Here is a 17,337-nt window from a genome sequence, read left to right on the forward strand (position 1 = left end):
TAAGTAGGGGAACATTCCTGTCCCCCTCGTCGGGTTAAGAAAGCGGGACAGTAGTGTCGCTCTTCCTCAGTGTCATCAATTCGAGCAATTTCTCCGCGCAGGCTCTGGCGAAAGCGGGATCGTTGATCTCCAGATCCTTTTCGATGATCTCGCCCTTTACGGTGGATTTGATGGCATCGAACAGGGCGGCATCCGCGGCGGGATCATGGAACGGCTGGCCCTCCGCGCTGATGACGCTGATGGCCTTGCGCGGGATCAGCACGGCGGATGGCGCGGTGAAGGCATTCACCTTTCCGGCGATGATCCGCCCCAGCTCCGCACACTCCTCCGGCGTGGTGCGCATGAGGGTCACCTGCGGATTATGGATGTAAAAAGTCCGGCCCGCGTATTTCTCCGGGACGGATGCCTTTTCACCGAAGTTCACCATGTCGAGGCAGCCCGGAGCGACCACGCAGGGCACGCCGGCCTTCGCGGTGGCATCCATGCGCTCCGGTCCGGCGTTCAGTACACCGCCGACGAGTTCGTCCGCCCACTCCGTGGTGGTGAGGTCCAGCACGCCCGCGACCATGCCGCTCTCGATGAGAGCCTCCATGGATCGCCCGCCGGCGCCGGTGGCGGCGAACACCAGCACCTCATAGCCGGCTTCCTCGATGATGCGCTTCGCCTCCGTCACGCAGGCGGTGGTGTTGCCGAACATGCTGGCGACCACCAGCGGCTTCGCGTCGCCCTCGTCCACGGCGGCTTCCACCATGCCGCAGATGGCTCCCGCCGCGCGGGAAAAGATCACCCGGGAAAGGCGGTTCAGGCCCGCCACGTCCGCGATGCTGGGCATCATGACGATGTCCTTCGTCCCCAGGTAGGGCGCGACATTTCCCGCCGCCAGGGTGGAGACCATCAGCTTCGGAAAGCCGATGGGCAGTGCCCGCATCGCCGCCGTGGAGATCGCGGTGCCTCCTCCGCCCCCCAGCGAAATGACACCATCAATGCGTTTCTCCACGGCGAGCTTTGCCAGCAAAATTCCTGCGGCCCCGGCCATCGCCGAGACACACTCGCCGCGGTCCTTGCGGGCCATCAGCCCGTCCAAATCCAGTCCGGCGGCGGCGGCCACCTCGGTTCTCGTCACATCCGGACGGACGGAGGGATCCGCCCCCGTACCGACATCGATCAGGAGCGGTGAGTGCCCATGCGCACGGATCAGATCCGCCACGTAGGCGTGTTCCTCCCCCTTTGAATCCAGCGTTCCGAGAACCGCGATGATGGCCATGGTGACGACAGATTACTTCTTGCGCTCCAGCGGGATCTTCTTGAACTCCCGGGTCAGGTTGGTGAGCGACTCCTCCACGCCCATCCGCTCGAGGCTGGATGCGCCGACAAAGCCGACGCAATCCGTCGCCTGGATCACGCGGTCCGCGTCTTCCGGCGTGTTGATCGGGCCACCGTGGCAGAGGTAGAAAATGTCGTCGCGGACGGACTTCGCGGCGTCGATGATGGCCTGGGTCCGGCGGATGGTGTCATCCCAGCCCACCACGGCGTTCGTCACACCGATGGAGCCACCGACGGTGGTGCCGACGTGGGCGATGATGGCGTCCGCTCCGGCTTTCGCCATTTCCGCGGCTTCCTCCGGGGAACCGACATAGACGATGGAAAAGAGGTCCATCTTCCGGCCCAGGGCGACCATTTCATACTCCTTCCGCACGCTCATGCCGGTCTCTTCCAGCACGCCGCGGAAGTGGCCATCGACGATGGTGTGGGTGGGGAAATTGTTCACGCCGGAGAAGCCCATTTCCTTCACCTTGCCCAGCCAGTGCCACATGCGGCGGCGCGGGTCGGTGGCGTGGACGCCGCAGATGACGGGCACCTCGTTGACTACCGGGAGCACCTCGTATTCACCGATCTCCATGGCGATGGCGTTCGCGTCGCCGTAGGCCATCATGCCCGCCGTGGAGCCGTGGCCCATCATGCGGAAGCGGCCGGAGTTGTAGATGATGATGAGGTCGGCGCCGCCTTTTTCGATGAATTTGGCGCTGATGCCCGTTCCAGCGCCGGCGGCGATGATCGCCTGGCCTTTCGAGAGCGTGTCATTGAGGCGCTCGATGACTTCCGAGCGGGTGTAGGGATTTCCGGTTCCGGTCCAAGGATTAGGCATGAGGTCTATCCTTACGCACTGGATCCGGGGACGCCTAGCACGATTCGCGCACCTGAGGATATTCGATATCCACATTGAAATTTTCCGCCGTTTCCACGTATTCTTCCGCGAATGTCCACCGAACCCCTGACCGACCGCCACATTTCCGGAGCGGAAACGCGTCAGACCATCGTGCTGGCGAACGCGGATGACCCCCGGAAGTGGCTCCGCGACGGTCCGGTATGTGCCCTGCTGAAGCAGCACCACATCGGCCATACCGGCATCATGCGGGCGGCTCCGCCGTATGAAGTGGTCCGCACCGAGCAGTCCGGCACGTTCATGCTGGCCTGCTTCGAGGGGGAAGGCGTGGTGCTGGTGGATGGCGCTTGGAAGCGGATCAGAAAGGGCCAGGCCTGCCTGCTGCCGCCCTTTGTGATGAACGCGCTCAAATGCGTGCCGGGAAAGGGCTGGAAATTCGCGTGGGTGCGGTATGACGAGTCCCGTGAATCCACCCCCATCGTCTCCGCCCTTTCCCCCGTCGCGGGAAATTTCGATCCGCTGCCCCTGAAGTTCGCCATCGAGGGCCTGCACGCGGAAGCATCCGGTGCTGGCAGCTCCGCCGCCCTCCACCATTGGACGGAGCTGATCCACCACTACGTCCTGCGCTTCGCCCAGCCCACCCATCCGGACGACCGGTTGTGGCGGCTGTGGCAACAGGTGGAGGCGGATCTTTCACGGGCATGGACCCTCACCGACCTCGCGGGCATTGCCCACGTCAGCGAGGAACACCTGCGGAGGCTCTGCCGCAAGGAACTGGGCCGCTCCCCCATGCAGCACGTCACCTTCCTGCGCCTCCAGAAAGCCCGCCACCTGCTGGCCACCACCCAGGAAAAGGTGGAATCCGTCGCCACCGAGGTGGGTTTCAAGAGCACCTTCAGCTTCTCGAATACGTTCAAGAGCTGGATCGGCGTGCGCCCGTCGGATTTCCGGAGGACGAATTGACCGATTATCTGAAGCAGGACACTCCGCCCCGCCAGATCAGGATCGCTGCCATCAGGAGAATGGCGCTGGCACGCGAAACACGGTAATGAGGAGTCCTTGATTCTGGACAGGTATGTCCCGCGCTGCCATAAGCCAGAGATCCTCCAGTCATGAATATACTGACATTGGCATCGGGAATCGTTTTTTCATCATGTGCATTCGCGGATATGACGGTGGTCTTTCCGGACAACAGGAAATTCGCGGAATCCGACGGGAGTGATTTTCTTGTGGCTTCCACCATCCCTGGTGACTTCAAGACTCCGGAGGGAGTGGTTGCTGCGACGCTGTTCCTCGGCAATCAGGTTCGGGATAAAAGGCTATCGGCCCCATTTTTTCCGGACACCCTGAGCGGATCATCGCATTTCGAGGGTGCTCAGCCCTTGGGGTCCTATTTCCGCGGCGCGCGAATCGAGGGAAAAACCTTCGTTATTTCGTTCACTGGTGAATCCATGCGCTACCTGAACAATACCGCCGGTATCCAGCAGTCCGTGAAGGGCGCATTGGAAGCGACAATCATGAAAAACTTCCCTGGAATCCAAGCGGTTTCCTATGAGATCGATGGGAAGATTGTTTCGGATTGGGATGCTTGAAGGTAGGATGGACCACAGCCGATTGACGCTAATCACATCATTTTTGTCACCCAATGATGATTGGTCAAAATTGCTCGCAAACTGACGCGATGCCCGTGAACCATCTTCGCAGCCTCACCGGCAGCTACTACAGGATCCTTGGCTGGATTGACCTGGCATGCTCCGCCATCGCTCTCGGGATCTGCTATTGGACGGGGCACCTTGCCATCACCTTCTTTTTCACTCTTTGCTTTTGGTTGGGATCATGCCTGAAACGAGGAGTTCCCGCGGCCCGCAAATGGGCCATCGCCATCCCCATCATTGTCGGAACCATGTTTGCCATCGCACTCATCTTTCCCGGATTGAATCTGAGGCTCGCGCCATGGGGAATTGATCATACCCATCCGGCGTTCCTTCCACTCGCGGTCATCGATCTGGTGGTTCTGGCGATCCCGGGATTGATGCTTTCCGGAGATCGTGGCCTTCGTGCTTTCACTGGAGAGAAATTGACGAAGCAAGCAGGAACATGCGAATGAAGGTCCTATCACAGCGCCCTATGGGGAGCCACCTAGCTTGACCGTATGGGGTCTCAGATAAATCCCTTCCGGAGTATTGGGATTTGCCTCGCAATCCTTTCATCGATTCTCGGCATACTGTTTGGCGTATTGTCATGGACCCTGCGTGACGGAATGGGTCCGGACTCCGTCGAGAGCCATGGATTGGAAGCACTACGACGCTTTGCCGGAGATTTTTGGCCCATGGCGCTCGTTTGTGGCGTACTTTTTGCCGCAGCGTTTCTGCTCACCAGGGTATCCCACAAGGAGGACCGCCCGACACGACCGGCCGCAAGCCCGGATGACTGGTGAGCCAAGATACATCGAGGGCAATCCGCCTTGGCTCAGAAGCTTCGTTCGTCCCCGCCCCCGGAAAGATCGATATCGCCAAACCGACAGAGATCTGACAATCTGGAAGTTACCCCCTTTCCCATGACGCTCTCCGACAGCTCGACGCTTTCCGCCCTGATCAAGGCCTACCGGGAAGCGGTGATTTTCCAGGAAGCCGTCCCCACGGCCTTCAAGGTGGCGAAGATGTTTTCCCGGATGCGTTGGCCGAATGGCGGGTTGGTTCTGTTAGGGGTGTCCCAGGACGGTGACGTTCTCGGTGTCGATCCGTCGGATCTCGGGGAGATCTATGAGCGGTTCGGGGTTCTGTGCGCGGAGCTGACCGACAGCCGGGTGGAGATGGGGACGCTGGCCATGGGCGGAAAACTGGTGGTTTTCCTCGTTTTCAACGACATCCCCCGCCACACGAACCCGCTGATCGGCTACTCCCGGGGGATCTCGCACGTGATGCACTTCTGAGACCGGTCCGGGACATCGCGGATGGCTGAAATTTCCTCCACAAAATGCCCGTTGGGCATCGCTGTCCGAATGTCAGGGACTCGCGCTTTGTCTGTTGCACTGAAGCAATGGCGTGCCAGACTCACGACCGTAAATCGATGACTACAGAACTCTTGCAGGAGAAAATCGCGGAATCCAGCGGATGGATCCAGGCCGTGAAGAACGAAATGGCGCAGATCCTGGTGGGCCAGGAACGGCTGGTGGACCGGCTCCTCATCGGCCTGCTCTGCAACGGCCACATCCTGCTCGAAGGGGTTCCCGGCCTGGCGAAAACGCTGGCGGTGAAGGCGCTTTCCGGCTCGCTCCACGCCAGTTTCGCCCGGTTCCAGTTCACCCCCGACCTCCTTCCCGCCGACCTTGTCGGCACGATGGTCTATCACCCGCACGATGCGAAATTCGAGCCGAAGCTGGGGCCGATCTTCAACAACCTGATCCTCGCGGACGAAATCAACCGCGCCCCGGCGAAGGTCCAGTCCGCCCTGCTGGAAGCCATGCAGGAGCGGCAGGTGACCCTGGGGGAACGTTCCTACCTGCTGCCGGAGCCGTTCCTGGTGCTGGCCACCCAGAACCCCATCGACCAGGAGGGCACCTACCAGCTTCCTGAGGCGCAGCTTGACCGTTTCCTGCTGAAGGTGACCGTCGGCTACCCGACCAAGGACGAGGAGCTGACGATCCTCAACCGGATGGCAACTTCCGCGCCGTCCTACAAGACCCAGACCGTCGCCACCCCGGAGCAGGTCGCCGCCTCCCGCGCACTGGTGAACGAGATCTACATCGACCCGGCGGTCCAGACTTACATCGTGGAAATCATCCACGCGACCCGCTTCCCGGCCACGGTGGATGCTCCTTTGAAGAACCTCATCCGCGCCGGTGCCTCCCCGCGGGGAACCATCAACCTGGCGCTGACCGCCCGCGCCCGCGCGTTCATGCAGGGCCGTGCGTTCGTCACCCCGCAGGACGTGAAGGACATGGCACTGGACGTCCTCCGCCACCGGATCCTCCTCACCTATGAGGCGGAGGCCGAGGAAATGACCACGGACACCATCATCAACCGCCTGCTGGCGAAGGTGGCGGTGCCTTGAGGAAAGCACGAAATCCCAAGCACGAAATCCGAATCGGCAGACCTTCACCACACCAATCTTGGTTTTGAATTTGGTGCTCAGGATTTAGAATTTTCACCCCATGCTGACCGACGAACAGATCGAGGAAATGATGGCGCGCGTGCGCAAGCTGGAGCTGAAGGCCCGGCGTCTGGTGCGCGAGTCGTTTTCCGGCGAGTATCTGTCCTCCTTCAAGGGCCAAGGCCTGGATTTCGACGATTTCCGGGAATACCAGCATGGCGATGAGGTGCGTTTCATCGACTGGAACGTGACAGCGCGGATGAACCAGCCGTTCGTCCGGAAGTTCCGGGAGGAGCGGGAGCTTTCCGTGGTCATCGCGGTGGATGTCTCCGGCTCGTCTGACTACGGCAGCCAGAACCTGAGCAAGCGCGAGGTGGCTGCGGAGGCCGCAGCCGTGCTGGGGTTCAGCGCGTTGGGCAACGGCGACAAGGTGGGACTGCTGGTCTTCGCCGGTGAGCCGCTGCTATTCATCCCGCCGGCCAAGGGTTCCCGCCACCTGCTGCGCATGATCCGGGAGATCCTCACGATGAAGCCGCCCGTGCAGGGAACGTCCATCTCCGCCGCCTGTGACTTCCTCGTCCGCACCCTGCGCCGACGCTCGGTGGTGTTCATGATCTCCGACTTCTACTCGGACCCGCTCGACAAGCCGCTGGGCAAGCTGGCCCACAAGCATGAAGCCATCGCGCTGCGCCTTTCCGACCCTCTGGAGGCAAAGCTGCCGAAGGTGGGCAAGGTTATCATGAGGGATCCGGAAACGGGCTTTGAGACGCTGGTCAACACGTCCAATCCGAACCTCCGCAAGAGCTACGAGAGGCTGATGCTCCGCCAGCATGAGGGGGTGTCCTCCGTGTTGAAGAAACACGGCATCGACTCTGCGGAACTCGGCACCGACCAGGATGCCCTGAAGACCCTCCACCAACTTTTCAAACGCCGGAGCCGCAAGCGCGCCCGCTGACGCCAGATGGAAGAGAAAGCTCCCAACCTCCAGCTCCAGGAACCGGTGTTGCCCGAGTCGCTCGTCCCAGCGATGGATCTCACCTGGGTTTGGATCACCATCGCCGCTTTCGTCGTGCTGACAGCGGTCATCATCCTCATCGGCAAGCGGAAGAAGAAAAACCGGATCGATCCCCTCGCCCTGCGCCGTGCAGCCTACCGGACGGCGGTTAAATCGTTCGAAAGCACTACCGCGGACGACGCCCGTGACGCGGCGGTGAAGTCCTCCCTGATCCTCCGGCGGTTCCTGTCCGATGCGGTCGGTGATCCCGCGCTTTTCGAGACTCACGAGGAATTCATCACCCGGCGGGATTCGCTCGAGAAACTCACGCCGCCCGCCCGGGAGGCCGCCACCGGTGCCTTCGCCAAACTTGCGCGGGTCAAATACGCGCCCGAGATTCCTTCCGATGATCCCGCCGTGATCCTCGCGGAAGGACGTCTGCTTCTCGACACCCTCAACGGAGGGTTCCTGCCATGAGTTCATTCCTCACCCATTTCCGTTTCGCCCAGCCGGGATGGCTCCTCCTGCTCATACCTGCGGTGCTGCTCATCATCCTGCGTCGTGGCCGCGGTGCGGAAGCGGTGGTGACCTTCCCGAACCTGGGAGTGCTGGTCAGCCTGGGAAGGCAGACCCGCCACCTGGCATGGAACGTCGGCTTCCCGCTCGCGCTGGTGTCGCTTTTCCTGGCCATCTTCGCCATGGCCCGCCCGGTTTGGCGGAACGAGTACCAGAACCGGACCGCCAGCGGCATCGACATCATGATCGCCTTCGACGTGTCCCTCTCGATGGACATCGACGACTTCGTGGACCGCGGCAGCCGGGTGAAGCGGATCGATGTGGCGAAAGAGGTGGTGGACAACTTCATCAGCCGCCGGACGGATGACCGGGTGGGCCTGGTCGCCTTCGCCGGACGGCCGGTTTCGGTGAGTCCCATCACCCTCGACCACCAGTGGCTGCGGCAGGGACTGAACCGGCTGGAACTGAACACCGACCGGGTCAACGGGACGGTGAAGGACCAGGGCACCGCCATCGGCTCCGCGCTCGCCGCCTCCGCCACCCGTCTGGACAACCGGGAAGCCAAGAGCAAGATCATCGTCCTCATCACGGACGGCGCGAGCAACTCCGGGAAGATCTCCCCCATCGAGGCGGCGGAGCATTCGAAAACCCTGGGCATCAAAATTTATACCGTTGCCATCGGCACGAAGGAAGGCCGGGTCTCCGGCAACATCCAGCGGTTCCCGCGCCAGGAGTTCGACCTCCCCACCCTCAAGAGGATCGCGGACCTGACGGGTGGCGAGCACTACTGGGCTGAAAACACCGCCGCCCTCCGCAATACCTTCCAGACCATCGACAGCCTCGAGAAAACCGAAACCAAGACGGTCACTGTGATCGAGGACGAGGAGCTTTTCGCCTGGTTCGCCGGCCTATCACTGCTGGCCGCGCTGGCCGCCGCCGGAGTGGCGGTGCTGAACCCCTCACCGACATCCTGACATGACGCTCGCCCATCCAGGTTGGTTCTTCCTGCTGCTGTTGCTCCCGCTGATGGCGGTGGTGGCGGTGATCATCGCGCTCCGCGGCAGAGGCCGCTGGGATCGGTTCGCCGCGCCCAGGCTGCGCGGGGCGCTCATCCGCAGGAGTGGCATGCTGCCCCGCTGGCTGTCACTGTTCTTCCTGCTGGCGGGTTGCGCCGCTTTGATCGCCACACTCGCCCGGCCCCAGGGGGATGTCGGGACAAAGGTCGAGAAAACGAAAGGCCGCAACATCCTCATCGCGCTCGACCTTTCCCGTAGCATGCGGGTGGATGACGTGAGCCCGGACCGGCTGGGACAGGCGAAGATCGTCATCTACGAGCTGCTGGAGAAGCTGCCGAACGACCGGATCGGTCTCATCGGATTCGCCGGAACGGCCCATGAATATGCACCGCTCACCGTCGATCACAAGGCGGTCGCGGAAACCGTCGGCCAGATCGACGAAACTTGGGCGCCCGTCGGCGGGTCCGACCTGACCGCCGCCCTCAAGCTTTCCATCCAGATTCTCAAAAAAACCGGCCAGAAGAACAACGCGCTGGTGATTCTGAGTGATGGCGAGGAGAATGAGAATGAGGCCCAACTCAATGCCATGATCCAGGAGGCGGAAAGCTCAGGAGTCTATATCCACACCATCGGCGTGGGAACGCCGCAGGGCGGCTATGTGCCGAACCCGGATTCGCGGATGGGGCAGGTGGAGGAAAACGGCCGCCCGGTGGTCAGCAAGCTCCAACCGGATGTGATGAGGAAGCTGGCGGAGGAGACCGGCGGAAAATTCGTGGTCGCCAATGGCGGGACGAACATCCCCGCCATGGTGGAAGCCGCCACCCGGGATCTGGACTCCTTTGAGATGAAAGGCCGGGAGCGCAGGATCGTGGTGGAGTTTTTCCAATGGCTGCTCCTGCCCGCCATCCTGTTCCTGATGATCTCCATCATCTCCGGCACACGCTGGCGTGGGCTGCGGATGGCCCTGCTGCTGATGGGTGCGTTTTTCATCATCCAGCCGGAAGCCAGGGCGAATGATGCGACGGAAGCGAAGAAGGCGCTTGAGGACCGGAAATACCAGAAGGCGAAGGACGGCTACCACCGTCTGGCGGACGACTCGAAGCTGGAGGAGACGAAGGCACGCTACCGGATCGGTGAAGGCGTGGCCGCCTACCGCAACGGCGACTACCGGGAAGCCCGCAGCGCCTTCAGCGGCGCGATGATGACGGATGATCCCAAGGTGGCGTCCAGCGCCCACTTTGGGATGGGCAACACGCTTTTCCAGCTCGGCTGGCAAGGTCTGGCGGATGAATCCTACCCGGCGGAACCGGAGGATGTCCCGGATCTCGATCGCTTTGAAACGCTGGTCAAGGAACGTCTGGCGCAGATGAAGGATTCCGACGAGGAGAGCGCGGGACGCTCCGAGGATTTCATCCGGATGGATTCCCTGATGATGAACTGGGCGGACGCGGTGAGGCACTATGACTCCGCCTCCAGGCTGGATGCGACGAACAAGGGTGCGGTGCAGAACCGTGACACCACCATGATCTATCTGCGCAAGCTGAAGGAACTGCTCGATGAAGGGAAGAAGGATGCCGACCAGTCCATGCCCCAGCAAGGACAGGGCCAGGGGCAGCAGCAGCCCGGCCAAGGGGAAGGCGGCGAGGGCCAGGAAGGCCAGGGCGGAAAGGGTGAACAGGATCAACCCGGCGGCGAGGGGGATGAAAAGGAGGACCGCAATGGCGATGGTGGTGACAAGGAGAAGGAAGAATCCAAGAGCAAGGGGGCCGGAGATCCGAACGAGTCCGCGGAAGAGAAAGCCCGCCGCCTGCTCTCTGAAAACTCGGATCTCGAGAAAGGCCCGTTGTCGCAAGGGCGCGTTGACCAGCGTCCGCCGAAGAAGGATTGGTGATATGAGAAAGACACTACAATTTTCCGGACTGCTCCGGATGCTGGCATGGTTCGGACTGCTCTGCGCGTCCGTGGCCTCCGCGCAGACGTCCGCCAACCTTTCGAGCCGCTTCCTGGCACGCGGGGAGTATGCCCGGCTGGAGATCACCTCCGTCGGCCGTGAGCCCGACTTTTCCCCCACCCCTCCCGCCGCCCCGAACGTGAGGGTCGAGAGCGGACGCATGGGCATGGTGAGCCGCACCTCCAACAACCAGGACCTCGAGTTTTCCTACGAGTTCGTGGTATCCAGTGACGTCGTCGGACGCCATGTGATCCCGCCGGTGACCCTGGTCGTCGCCGGCAACCGGGTGCAGTCCCCACCGGTGGAGTTCTGGGTGTTCGATCCGGACAAGCTGCAACTTTCCGAAGTGGATGCCGGCGAGGGCCGGATGATCCGTTACTACGCGGGCTTCCATACGGCGAAGCCCTCCGCCTACGAAGGGGAAACCATGCCGGCGGAAATCAAGATCTACGTTCCGGTGATGTTCGCACGTGAGGTGCTGGACTGGGGAGTACCGGAGTTCGAGCGGGACGGGGTGACGTCCTGGCGTTTCGAGCCGAACGACCGCCGTGACATCCTGCAGGCTTACATCGGAGGCCAGCCTTACGCCGCGCTCGCCTACCCCAGCAATCTCGCCCCATCCCGATCGGGCAAGGTTGGGATCGGGCCCGCCACGCTGCGCCTTACCTCCAGGGTCATCATCAACGAAGGCTTTCTCCGGCAGGGCCAGCAGGAGACTTTCCTCCAGATCCCCAAACTCGAGTTCGACTCCATTCCCCTGCCTCCCGGCGCCCCGGCGGGATTCGAGAATGCCATCGGCCAGTTCACCATTGAATCCGGCACAGCGAAGACCGAACTGACCGAAGGGGAATCCCTCGCCATCAACCTGCAGGTCCGCGGACGGGGGAACCTCGACGCGCTCAAGGCACCGAAGCTGACGGACACCAACGGGTGGAAGATCTATGAACCGATCTCCATCCCCCGCGGGGATGAACGCCGCATGATCTCCGGTGTCGCCACCTTCCACCAGGGTCTGCTGCCAATGGAGATGAAGTCGATGATCCCTCCGTTCCAGCTCGTCTATTTCGATCCGGAGGATGCCGTCTATAAGACGACTTCCACCGAACCGATCCCCATCATCATGCTGCCATCCACCAAGGCCCCGGGTGCCGCCGCTGGTCCGCCTCCCGCGTTGGCGATGCCCATCGAGCGGATGAACGACATCCTCGCCCTTGTGACACCCGGACAGCTCACCATCCCCGCAACCCCTGCCCTGCCATCCTGGACCGCGCATGCCATCGGCGGACTGGCAGCGCTGCTGCTCATTCTTAAAGCGGCGTGGATGAGAATCGCACCGAAGCTCCACAAGAACCCTGTCCAGGAGCGCCGGAACCGGGAACTTTCGGACCTCTCGAAGATCCCCGCGAAAGATGACATCGCGCTGCTGAAGGCTGCCGGTGCCTACATCGAGCATTGGCACGGCAAGGACACGGATCCGGCGCTGCTGGAGATCCTGGCGGAACGCGACCGTGTTTGCTTCCGTGCGGACAAACCGGCGGGTGATGTCACCCGCAAGGGACGCCGGGATGAAATCCTGCGGACGCTGCGCAAGGCATCCACAGCCCTCGCCGTCGTTCTGATGGCGGTCTGCTTCACCGGCCAGATCCGGGCCGCGGACATCGCCGCGGATGCGGCCAAGGCCTTCGAAGAATCGAAGTATGAGGACGCCATCAAGCTGTGGCAGAGTGCCGGGGACCACCGGCAGCTTTCCCCGGACACCCTCTACAACATCGGGAATGCCAGCTACCGCATGGGTTCCCCGGGTCACGCCGCGCTCTACTACCGCCGTGCGCTTGTGAAGGATCCCTCCCATGCGGAGGCCCGCCAGAACCTCCGTTTCATTGAGAGGAAGCATGGCTCCATCTCCGTGCAGTACTCGAACTACCAGTATGCACTGGCGAAACTCCCCATCAACGGCTGGAAGAACATCCTGTGGGGTGGTGCCTGGTTGACGATCATCTCCTTTCTGGTCTTTCCCGCGACCCGCCCGGATGCCCGGATGCGGGTGGCCGCCGCGATTTTCCTGGTGATCGGTCCGCTCGTCGCATCGGTTGGCGCGCTGGGTTGGCGCTACTATCCGAATGATTCCATCTTCGCGCCGGTGGAGCGCCAGGCCGTGTTCGTCGTGCCGAAGGCGGTGCTCTACGCGGATGCCGCACGCACCGCACCGGAGATCATCGATGCACCGGAAGGCTCGCTCTGCGAGGTCATCCGCATCTCAGGAAAATGGGCCTACGTTTCCTTCGCGACGAAGACCCGCGGATGGGTGCCGGTCTCCTCCATCGAGAAGATCATCCCGGATAAGGCTCCGGGTGTGCCGAAAATCAACCGTGGTGGTTCCGACGACAGCAACGCGTGATGAAACGTCTGGGCGTGTATTCGCCGTGACACGGGATACGGTCAAAGCAGTTCCATCTGCTCCTGATCCTTCGGATCCTCGAACCGGACACCCGCCCCCAGCAGTCTGACCGGGCGGTTGTTGCCCCGCCGCCAGGCCTCCGCGGCAAGCTCCTCGTAAATGGCAGGCTCCAGCACGTGCCACGCCCGCTCGGCGGTGGTTTGCTCGAAATCGGCGAACTTCAGTTTCACCACCAACGAACGGATCGTCCGATCCGGGTACCTTTCCGCCAATTCCTCGGCAAGTCCTTCCACCAATCCACGGAGATGGGGGATGAGCGCAGGCAGCGTCTCGATGTTCTCGGAAAAGGTGTTCTCACTGCTGACGGACTTGCGGATCCGCTCCGTCTCCACCGGACGGTCATCGATCCCACGGGCCAGATCCCACAGTTCAAGCCCCCATTTTCCGAATCGCTTCGCCAGCTCGATCTTGTCGATCTTCTGGAGATCCGCGCAGGTTGCCACACCCAGCGATGCCAGCTTTCCGGCCATCTTCTTCCCCACGCCCCACAGCTTCCCCACCGGAAGGGCGGCGATGAACGCGTCGAACTCCTCCGGAGTGACTTCATGCTGGCCATCGGGCTTGTTCCATTCCGACGCGATCTTTGCGACCAGCTTGTTTCGGGCGATGCCAGCGGAGGCGGTGAGTCCCCTTTCCTCCCGGATCTGGGCACGGATCTCCCGGGCGATGGCCGCACCCTTCGTCTCCAGATGTGATACATCCAGGTAGGCTTCATCCAGGGACAGCGGTTCGATCACGTCGGTGAATCTCCCGAAGATCGCGCGGATGCGGCTGCTCTCCGCCCGGTAGAAATCGAACCGGACGGGCACCAGCGTCAGGTGAGGGCACAGCTCCAGCGCCTTGAACACCGGCATCGCGGAGCGGCAGCCATACTTCCGTGCCTCATAGTTCGCGGTGGTGAGAACTCCCCTGCGGATGCTGCCGCCGACGGCAAGGGGCTTGCCTTTCAACGAAGGATTCTCCCGCTCCTCGATGGCGGCATAGAAGCAATCCATGTCAATATGGATGATCTTCCGGTCGCGGCTCATGCCCGTCTTTCGCCGCTCAATCGTCCGAGGTCAACTTCCTCGGCACCGCTTTCGCCTCACAGACCTGCTGCCACCCGGGGAAGTTCCACTTGTTCGGGAACCCCCGGCATTGCTCTGGCTTCACCTCATGGATCACGCAACGGTTGTCCTCCAGCATGATGCACTCATGGTTCTCCTTTTCAATCAGGGAGAGGCCCTGGCGGTTGGTCCGCAACCGGGTGTAGCGGTCGATGAATTCATTCTCAGAAAGCCCCAGATGCACGGCGATGGGCCCGATCTCGTCATCCTCCAGCCTCACATCCCCCGGCCACTTGCAGCACGCGGTGCAGCGCTGGCAGACATACGTGACATCCGGATCCAGCACCACGTCCCTGTTGCCGGGGCTGCCGTACGATTCGCGCATGTTCACTGGAGCTGCTGGTAGTAGTAGTTCACCCGCCCGAGGAAAGCGCGCCACTTCGCGCCCGGCCTGCCATTATCCAGGAGGAAGTGGGGGCAGTTCTTGTTCGGCGGGTTCTTGCCCTTCCGAGGCCAGTGGTAGTGGGGTACCACATTTTTCAGGGGAATGCCTTTTTGCTTCATCAAGGCGGCGGTGAGTTTCGCCGTCCGCTCGATGGTGGCGGAGCGGCTGCAGCCGCGGTGTTCGCACATCTCGATACCGATGGAGTATTTGTTCCCCGGTCCGGCGAAATCCGCGTGGACGCCCTGCTCGCTGGTGGGCATGTGCTGGATCGCAACCCGGTCATCCACGGTGTAGTGCCAGATCAGGTAGCCGGGGCGCTGGTTCGTCCGCAGCGCACCCCGCTTCAACGCCACCGAGTGGCGTTCCGCGTCCGCCGTGAAGTTCTGGGTGCTGTGGATGGTGATGTAGCGGGCGCTCATCGGCACCGTGATGCGGCGGCCATAGCTTCCTTTCCGGACCATGTCCTGGCGGACATTCGCCATCCGCATCATCCCGAAAATCGAAGTGTTTCCGGACACGGCCGCCGACGATCCCGAGGAAGATGTCGAGGTCGAGACCGGACGAGGACTGCTCCATGAGTCCCGGCCACCGGAAGGAGGACCGATTTGCCGGCACTGGAAACAGAAAAACAAGAGGGCACCCAAAGGCAGAAACCATTTCAACCGTCGCACCCGGAAGAGGTATCACATAATCATGGAAATGGGAATGTAAAAAGGGATGAAGTTAACTGCCTGTGAGGGTTCCGGCCGTTCTCCACACCATTCTCCCGGCGGTCCGGATCTTGACACCCACAGGCGTTCGAAACATGCTGGCAGCGCTTAATTTCCATCATCCTTTATGTCCGATCCCACCTCCCACTTTGTCGGCCTCGATATCGGCGGCACCACCGTGAAATCCGTCATCGTCGATTCCCAAGGGGAGCAGGTCGGACCCTACGTGGAGGTGCGCAGTCTGGTGAAAGAAGGCTACGAATCCACCTTCGGCCAACTGGACAAAGCCCTCGACGAACTGGCGGCGAATGCCGGCATCTCCCGCGACAAGATCCGCGGCATCGGCTTGGACGTCCCCGCCCCGAGCAGCGACGGCGTGATCTGGGGCCGCGCGAACCTCGGTGAGGACTGGGTCGGCACGGACATCCGGGGCAAGCTCTCCGAGCGCACGGGTATCCCCGTTTTCATGACCAACGACGGCAACGCCGCCGCGCTGGGCGAATATGCCCTGCGCAACAAACACCTCGGCAGTTTGCTGCTGGTGGCACCCGGCACCGGCTTGGGTGGTGGTTTCGTCCTTCCGGGCGGACGCGGTTTCGAAGGGATGAACGGCCTCGCACTGGAGGTCGGCCACATCAGCGTTCCCTTCCGCGAGGATGACGGCGAACTGCCAAAATGTTCCTGCGGACTGAAGGGCTGCGCGGAGGCATGGGTCTCGCTCGTTGCGCTGCGCCGCCGTGTCGGCATTGAACTCGCGAAACCGGAGAACGCCGGCCACCCGCTGAACGAGGGCAATCCGCCGATCGAGGAGAAAGCGTTCCGTCTGCGTGACTTCGCCGCCCAGGGAGACGCACTCGCCATTTCCATTTTCAAGCAACAGGGCTTCATCCTCGGCTATGCCATCGCGGATCTGGTCCGGACCTTCGACCCCGGCCTCGTTGTGATCGGTGGTGGTCTGGCGGAGTCCTCTTTCCGCGACGACTACATGGGCTGGATCAAGGAAGGTTTCAAGGACCGCGCCTGGCCGGTCTATTGCCACAGCCCGCTGGATCCGGAGAAGGAAACGACCCGCTTCGAGTGGGCCATCGGTGGCGATGGTGCCGCCGCCATCGGCATGGCCTACACCGCCCGCGAACTCTTCCAGTGATCCTCTCTTCCTTGAAACTGGCATTTGCCCTCGGCTTCCTCGCCACTGGAATGCTCTCCGCGGAGCCGCTGAAGGTGCTCTGCATCGGCGACTCCATCACCCAGGGAGGCAACAAACCGGAGGAATACACCTACCGGCTGCCTCTGCAGCGGAAGCTGGCCGAAGCGGGCATCTCCTACGATTTCATCGGATCGCGCACCAAGGGTCTGAATGCAGCATCGACATGGCCGGACACGGCGGCGGGCCGTCCATTCGATGCGGACCATGAGGGCTACTATGGCGCGAAGACCGCCTTCGTGGTGACGAAGGTGAAGGCCGTGCTGCCAAAGATCGGCGCACCGGATGTCGTGCTGATCCACCTTGGAACGAACGACCAAAAGACGACCGATGCCGCGGCGGAGATCATCGCGCCACTTGAGGATCTGATACGGGTGCTGCGGGCGGCGAATCCGAAGGTGAAGGTGTTCATCGGCCAGCTCGCTTTCAATGGTGGGACATCAGTGAAATTCCGCCCCCTCTTCACCGGCATGGCGGAGCGTCTGTCCACGGCGGATTCCCCGGTCGTGGCCATCGATCATTTCAAGGGTTGGATCGAGAATCCCGCCCTCCCGGGCACGGATACTTTTGACTGGGCGCATCCGAACCCACAGGGCCAGGAAAAGATGGCAGCCAAGTGGTTCTCCGCGATGACCGCTGCGGGAGTGAAGTGACGCCAGTGCTGCCCCCGGTGCGGAAACGCACAGCCTGATCGTGCTCTGTTCCAGTGGTTTCCCGTGTGCGGGTGCGGAATACTAAATT

General features: G+C 62.0%; 17 protein-coding genes. 12 read left to right on the plus strand and 5 right to left on the minus strand.

The genetic code is table 11. The features are described 5' to 3' along the window. Positions 1-34 precede the first annotated feature (34 nt). Together OVA24_RS13070 and OVA24_RS13075 are read right to left on the minus strand one after the other, a co-directional pair. On the minus strand, positions 35-1,264 hold the full coding sequence (locus OVA24_RS13070) for a Tm-1-like ATP-binding domain-containing protein (protein ID WP_267670277.1): 1,230 nt from the start codon (positions 1,262-1,264) through the stop codon (positions 35-37). A gap of 12 nt (positions 1,265-1,276) precedes the next feature. Next, on the minus strand, positions 1,277-2,146 hold the full coding sequence (locus tag OVA24_RS13075; protein ID WP_267670278.1) for a phosphoenolpyruvate hydrolase family protein: 870 nt from the start codon (positions 2,144-2,146) through the stop codon (positions 1,277-1,279). A 111-nt stretch (positions 2,147-2,257) separates the two neighbouring features. Here OVA24_RS13075 and OVA24_RS13080 point away from each other — a divergent pair, with 111 nt between their 5' ends. From OVA24_RS13080 to OVA24_RS13125, 10 genes are all read left to right on the plus strand, one after another. Continuing rightward, a complete protein-coding gene (locus OVA24_RS13080) occupies positions 2,258-3,127 on the plus strand; it encodes a helix-turn-helix transcriptional regulator (protein ID WP_267670280.1) in 870 nt (289 codons plus the stop codon). A 149-nt stretch (positions 3,128-3,276) separates the two neighbouring features. Next, entirely contained in the window at positions 3,277-3,756 is a 480-nt protein-coding gene (locus OVA24_RS13085) for a hypothetical protein (RefSeq protein ID WP_267670282.1), read from the plus strand. Between the two features lie 95 nt (positions 3,757-3,851). Continuing rightward, positions 3,852-4,271 carry a hypothetical protein gene (locus OVA24_RS13090; RefSeq protein ID WP_267670283.1) on the plus strand — a complete coding sequence of 140 codons (420 nt, stop codon included), beginning with the start codon at positions 3,852-3,854 and terminating at the stop codon, positions 4,269-4,271. Positions 4,272-4,721: 450 nt separating this feature from the next. Beyond that, a complete protein-coding gene (locus OVA24_RS13095) occupies positions 4,722-5,096 on the plus strand; it encodes a hypothetical protein (RefSeq protein ID WP_267670284.1) in 375 nt (124 codons plus the stop codon). Positions 5,097-5,233: 137 nt separating this feature from the next. Next, the gene (locus OVA24_RS13100; protein ID WP_267670285.1) at positions 5,234-6,217 is read left to right on the plus strand and encodes an AAA family ATPase; all 984 of its coding nucleotides are present in this window, start codon (positions 5,234-5,236) and stop codon (positions 6,215-6,217) included. Positions 6,218-6,317: 100 nt separating this feature from the next. Continuing rightward, complete coding sequence (locus tag OVA24_RS13105; RefSeq protein WP_267670286.1) at positions 6,318-7,211, plus strand: DUF58 domain-containing protein; 894 nt, start codon at positions 6,318-6,320, stop codon at positions 7,209-7,211. 6 nt (positions 7,212-7,217) lie between these two features. Further along, entirely contained in the window at positions 7,218-7,727 is a 510-nt protein-coding gene (locus tag OVA24_RS13110; RefSeq protein ID WP_267670287.1) for a hypothetical protein, read from the plus strand. Beyond that, positions 7,724-8,740, plus strand: a complete 1,017-nt coding sequence (locus tag OVA24_RS13115) for a VWA domain-containing protein (RefSeq protein WP_267670288.1) — start codon at positions 7,724-7,726, stop codon at positions 8,738-8,740. The genes OVA24_RS13110 and OVA24_RS13115 overlap by 4 nt, the downstream gene beginning before the upstream one ends. Before the next feature lies 1 nt (position 8,741). After that, positions 8,742-10,673 (plus strand): vWA domain-containing protein, encoded by a 1,932-nt coding sequence (locus OVA24_RS13120; protein WP_267670289.1) that lies wholly within the window; start codon positions 8,742-8,744, stop codon positions 10,671-10,673. 1 nt (position 10,674) lies between these two features. Further along, positions 10,675-13,131 carry a tetratricopeptide repeat protein gene (locus OVA24_RS13125; protein WP_267670291.1) on the plus strand — a complete coding sequence of 819 codons (2,457 nt, stop codon included), beginning with the start codon at positions 10,675-10,677 and terminating at the stop codon, positions 13,129-13,131. A gap of 41 nt (positions 13,132-13,172) precedes the next feature. On the opposite strand, the gene dinB is transcribed toward OVA24_RS13125, so the two are convergent. The 3 genes from dinB to OVA24_RS13140 are packed head-to-tail and all read right to left on the minus strand — an operon-like array spanning position 13,173 to position 15,164. Then, a complete protein-coding gene (gene dinB / locus OVA24_RS13130; protein ID WP_267670292.1) occupies positions 13,173-14,219 on the minus strand; it encodes a DNA polymerase IV in 1,047 nt (348 codons plus the stop codon). Between the two features lie 16 nt (positions 14,220-14,235). Beyond that, a complete protein-coding gene (locus OVA24_RS13135) occupies positions 14,236-14,622 on the minus strand; it encodes a YkgJ family cysteine cluster protein (RefSeq protein ID WP_267670293.1) in 387 nt (128 codons plus the stop codon). 2 nt (positions 14,623-14,624) lie between these two features. Beyond that, on the minus strand, positions 14,625-15,164 hold the full coding sequence (locus OVA24_RS13140) for a peptidoglycan recognition protein family protein (RefSeq protein WP_267670294.1): 540 nt from the start codon (positions 15,162-15,164) through the stop codon (positions 14,625-14,627). Between the two features lie 355 nt (positions 15,165-15,519). Here OVA24_RS13140 and OVA24_RS13145 point away from each other — a divergent pair, with 355 nt between their 5' ends. Both OVA24_RS13145 and OVA24_RS13150 read left to right on the plus strand, forming a co-directional pair. Beyond that, positions 15,520-16,539: an ROK family protein gene (locus OVA24_RS13145; protein ID WP_267670295.1), complete on the plus strand. Its 1,020-nt coding sequence runs from the start codon at positions 15,520-15,522 to the stop codon at positions 16,537-16,539. An 11-nt stretch (positions 16,540-16,550) separates the two neighbouring features. Continuing rightward, positions 16,551-17,249, plus strand: coding sequence for a GDSL-type esterase/lipase family protein (locus tag OVA24_RS13150; RefSeq protein ID WP_267670297.1), 699 nt, complete (start codon positions 16,551-16,553; stop codon positions 17,247-17,249). The last annotated feature ends 88 nt before the right edge of the window (positions 17,250-17,337 follow it).

The organism is Luteolibacter sp. SL250 (assembly GCF_026625605.1).
GTDB lineage: Bacteria > Verrucomicrobiota > Verrucomicrobiia > Verrucomicrobiales > Akkermansiaceae > Luteolibacter.

What these genes read in the sequence shown, in the direction of transcription:
- OVA24_RS13070 (WP_267670277.1), bottom strand. Translation starts at nt 1,264, where the DNA reads ATGGCCATCATCGCGGTTCTCGGAACGCTGGATTCAAAGGGGGAGGAA.
- OVA24_RS13075 (WP_267670278.1), bottom strand. Translation starts at nt 2,146, where the DNA reads ATGCCTAATCCTTGGACCGGAACCGGAAATCCCTACACCCGCTCGGAA.
- OVA24_RS13080 (WP_267670280.1), top strand. Translation starts at nt 2,258, where the DNA reads ATGTCCACCGAACCCCTGACCGACCGCCACATTTCCGGAGCGGAAACG.
- OVA24_RS13085 (WP_267670282.1), top strand. Translation starts at nt 3,277, where the DNA reads ATGAATATACTGACATTGGCATCGGGAATCGTTTTTTCATCATGTGCA.
- OVA24_RS13095 (WP_267670284.1), top strand. Translation starts at nt 4,722, where the DNA reads ATGACGCTCTCCGACAGCTCGACGCTTTCCGCCCTGATCAAGGCCTAC.
- OVA24_RS13100 (WP_267670285.1), top strand. Translation starts at nt 5,234, where the DNA reads ATGACTACAGAACTCTTGCAGGAGAAAATCGCGGAATCCAGCGGATGG.
- OVA24_RS13105 (WP_267670286.1), top strand. Translation starts at nt 6,318, where the DNA reads ATGCTGACCGACGAACAGATCGAGGAAATGATGGCGCGCGTGCGCAAG.
- OVA24_RS13110 (WP_267670287.1), top strand. Translation starts at nt 7,218, where the DNA reads ATGGAAGAGAAAGCTCCCAACCTCCAGCTCCAGGAACCGGTGTTGCCC.
- OVA24_RS13115 (WP_267670288.1), top strand. Translation starts at nt 7,724, where the DNA reads ATGAGTTCATTCCTCACCCATTTCCGTTTCGCCCAGCCGGGATGGCTC.
- OVA24_RS13120 (WP_267670289.1), top strand. Translation starts at nt 8,742, where the DNA reads ATGACGCTCGCCCATCCAGGTTGGTTCTTCCTGCTGCTGTTGCTCCCG.
- OVA24_RS13125 (WP_267670291.1), top strand. Translation starts at nt 10,675, where the DNA reads ATGAGAAAGACACTACAATTTTCCGGACTGCTCCGGATGCTGGCATGG.
- dinB (WP_267670292.1), bottom strand. Translation starts at nt 14,219, where the DNA reads ATGAGCCGCGACCGGAAGATCATCCATATTGACATGGATTGCTTCTAT.
- OVA24_RS13135 (WP_267670293.1), bottom strand. Translation starts at nt 14,622, where the DNA reads ATGCGCGAATCGTACGGCAGCCCCGGCAACAGGGACGTGGTGCTGGAT.
- OVA24_RS13140 (WP_267670294.1), bottom strand. Translation starts at nt 15,164, where the DNA reads ATGGCGAATGTCCGCCAGGACATGGTCCGGAAAGGAAGCTATGGCCGC.
- OVA24_RS13145 (WP_267670295.1), top strand. Translation starts at nt 15,520, where the DNA reads ATGTCCGATCCCACCTCCCACTTTGTCGGCCTCGATATCGGCGGCACC.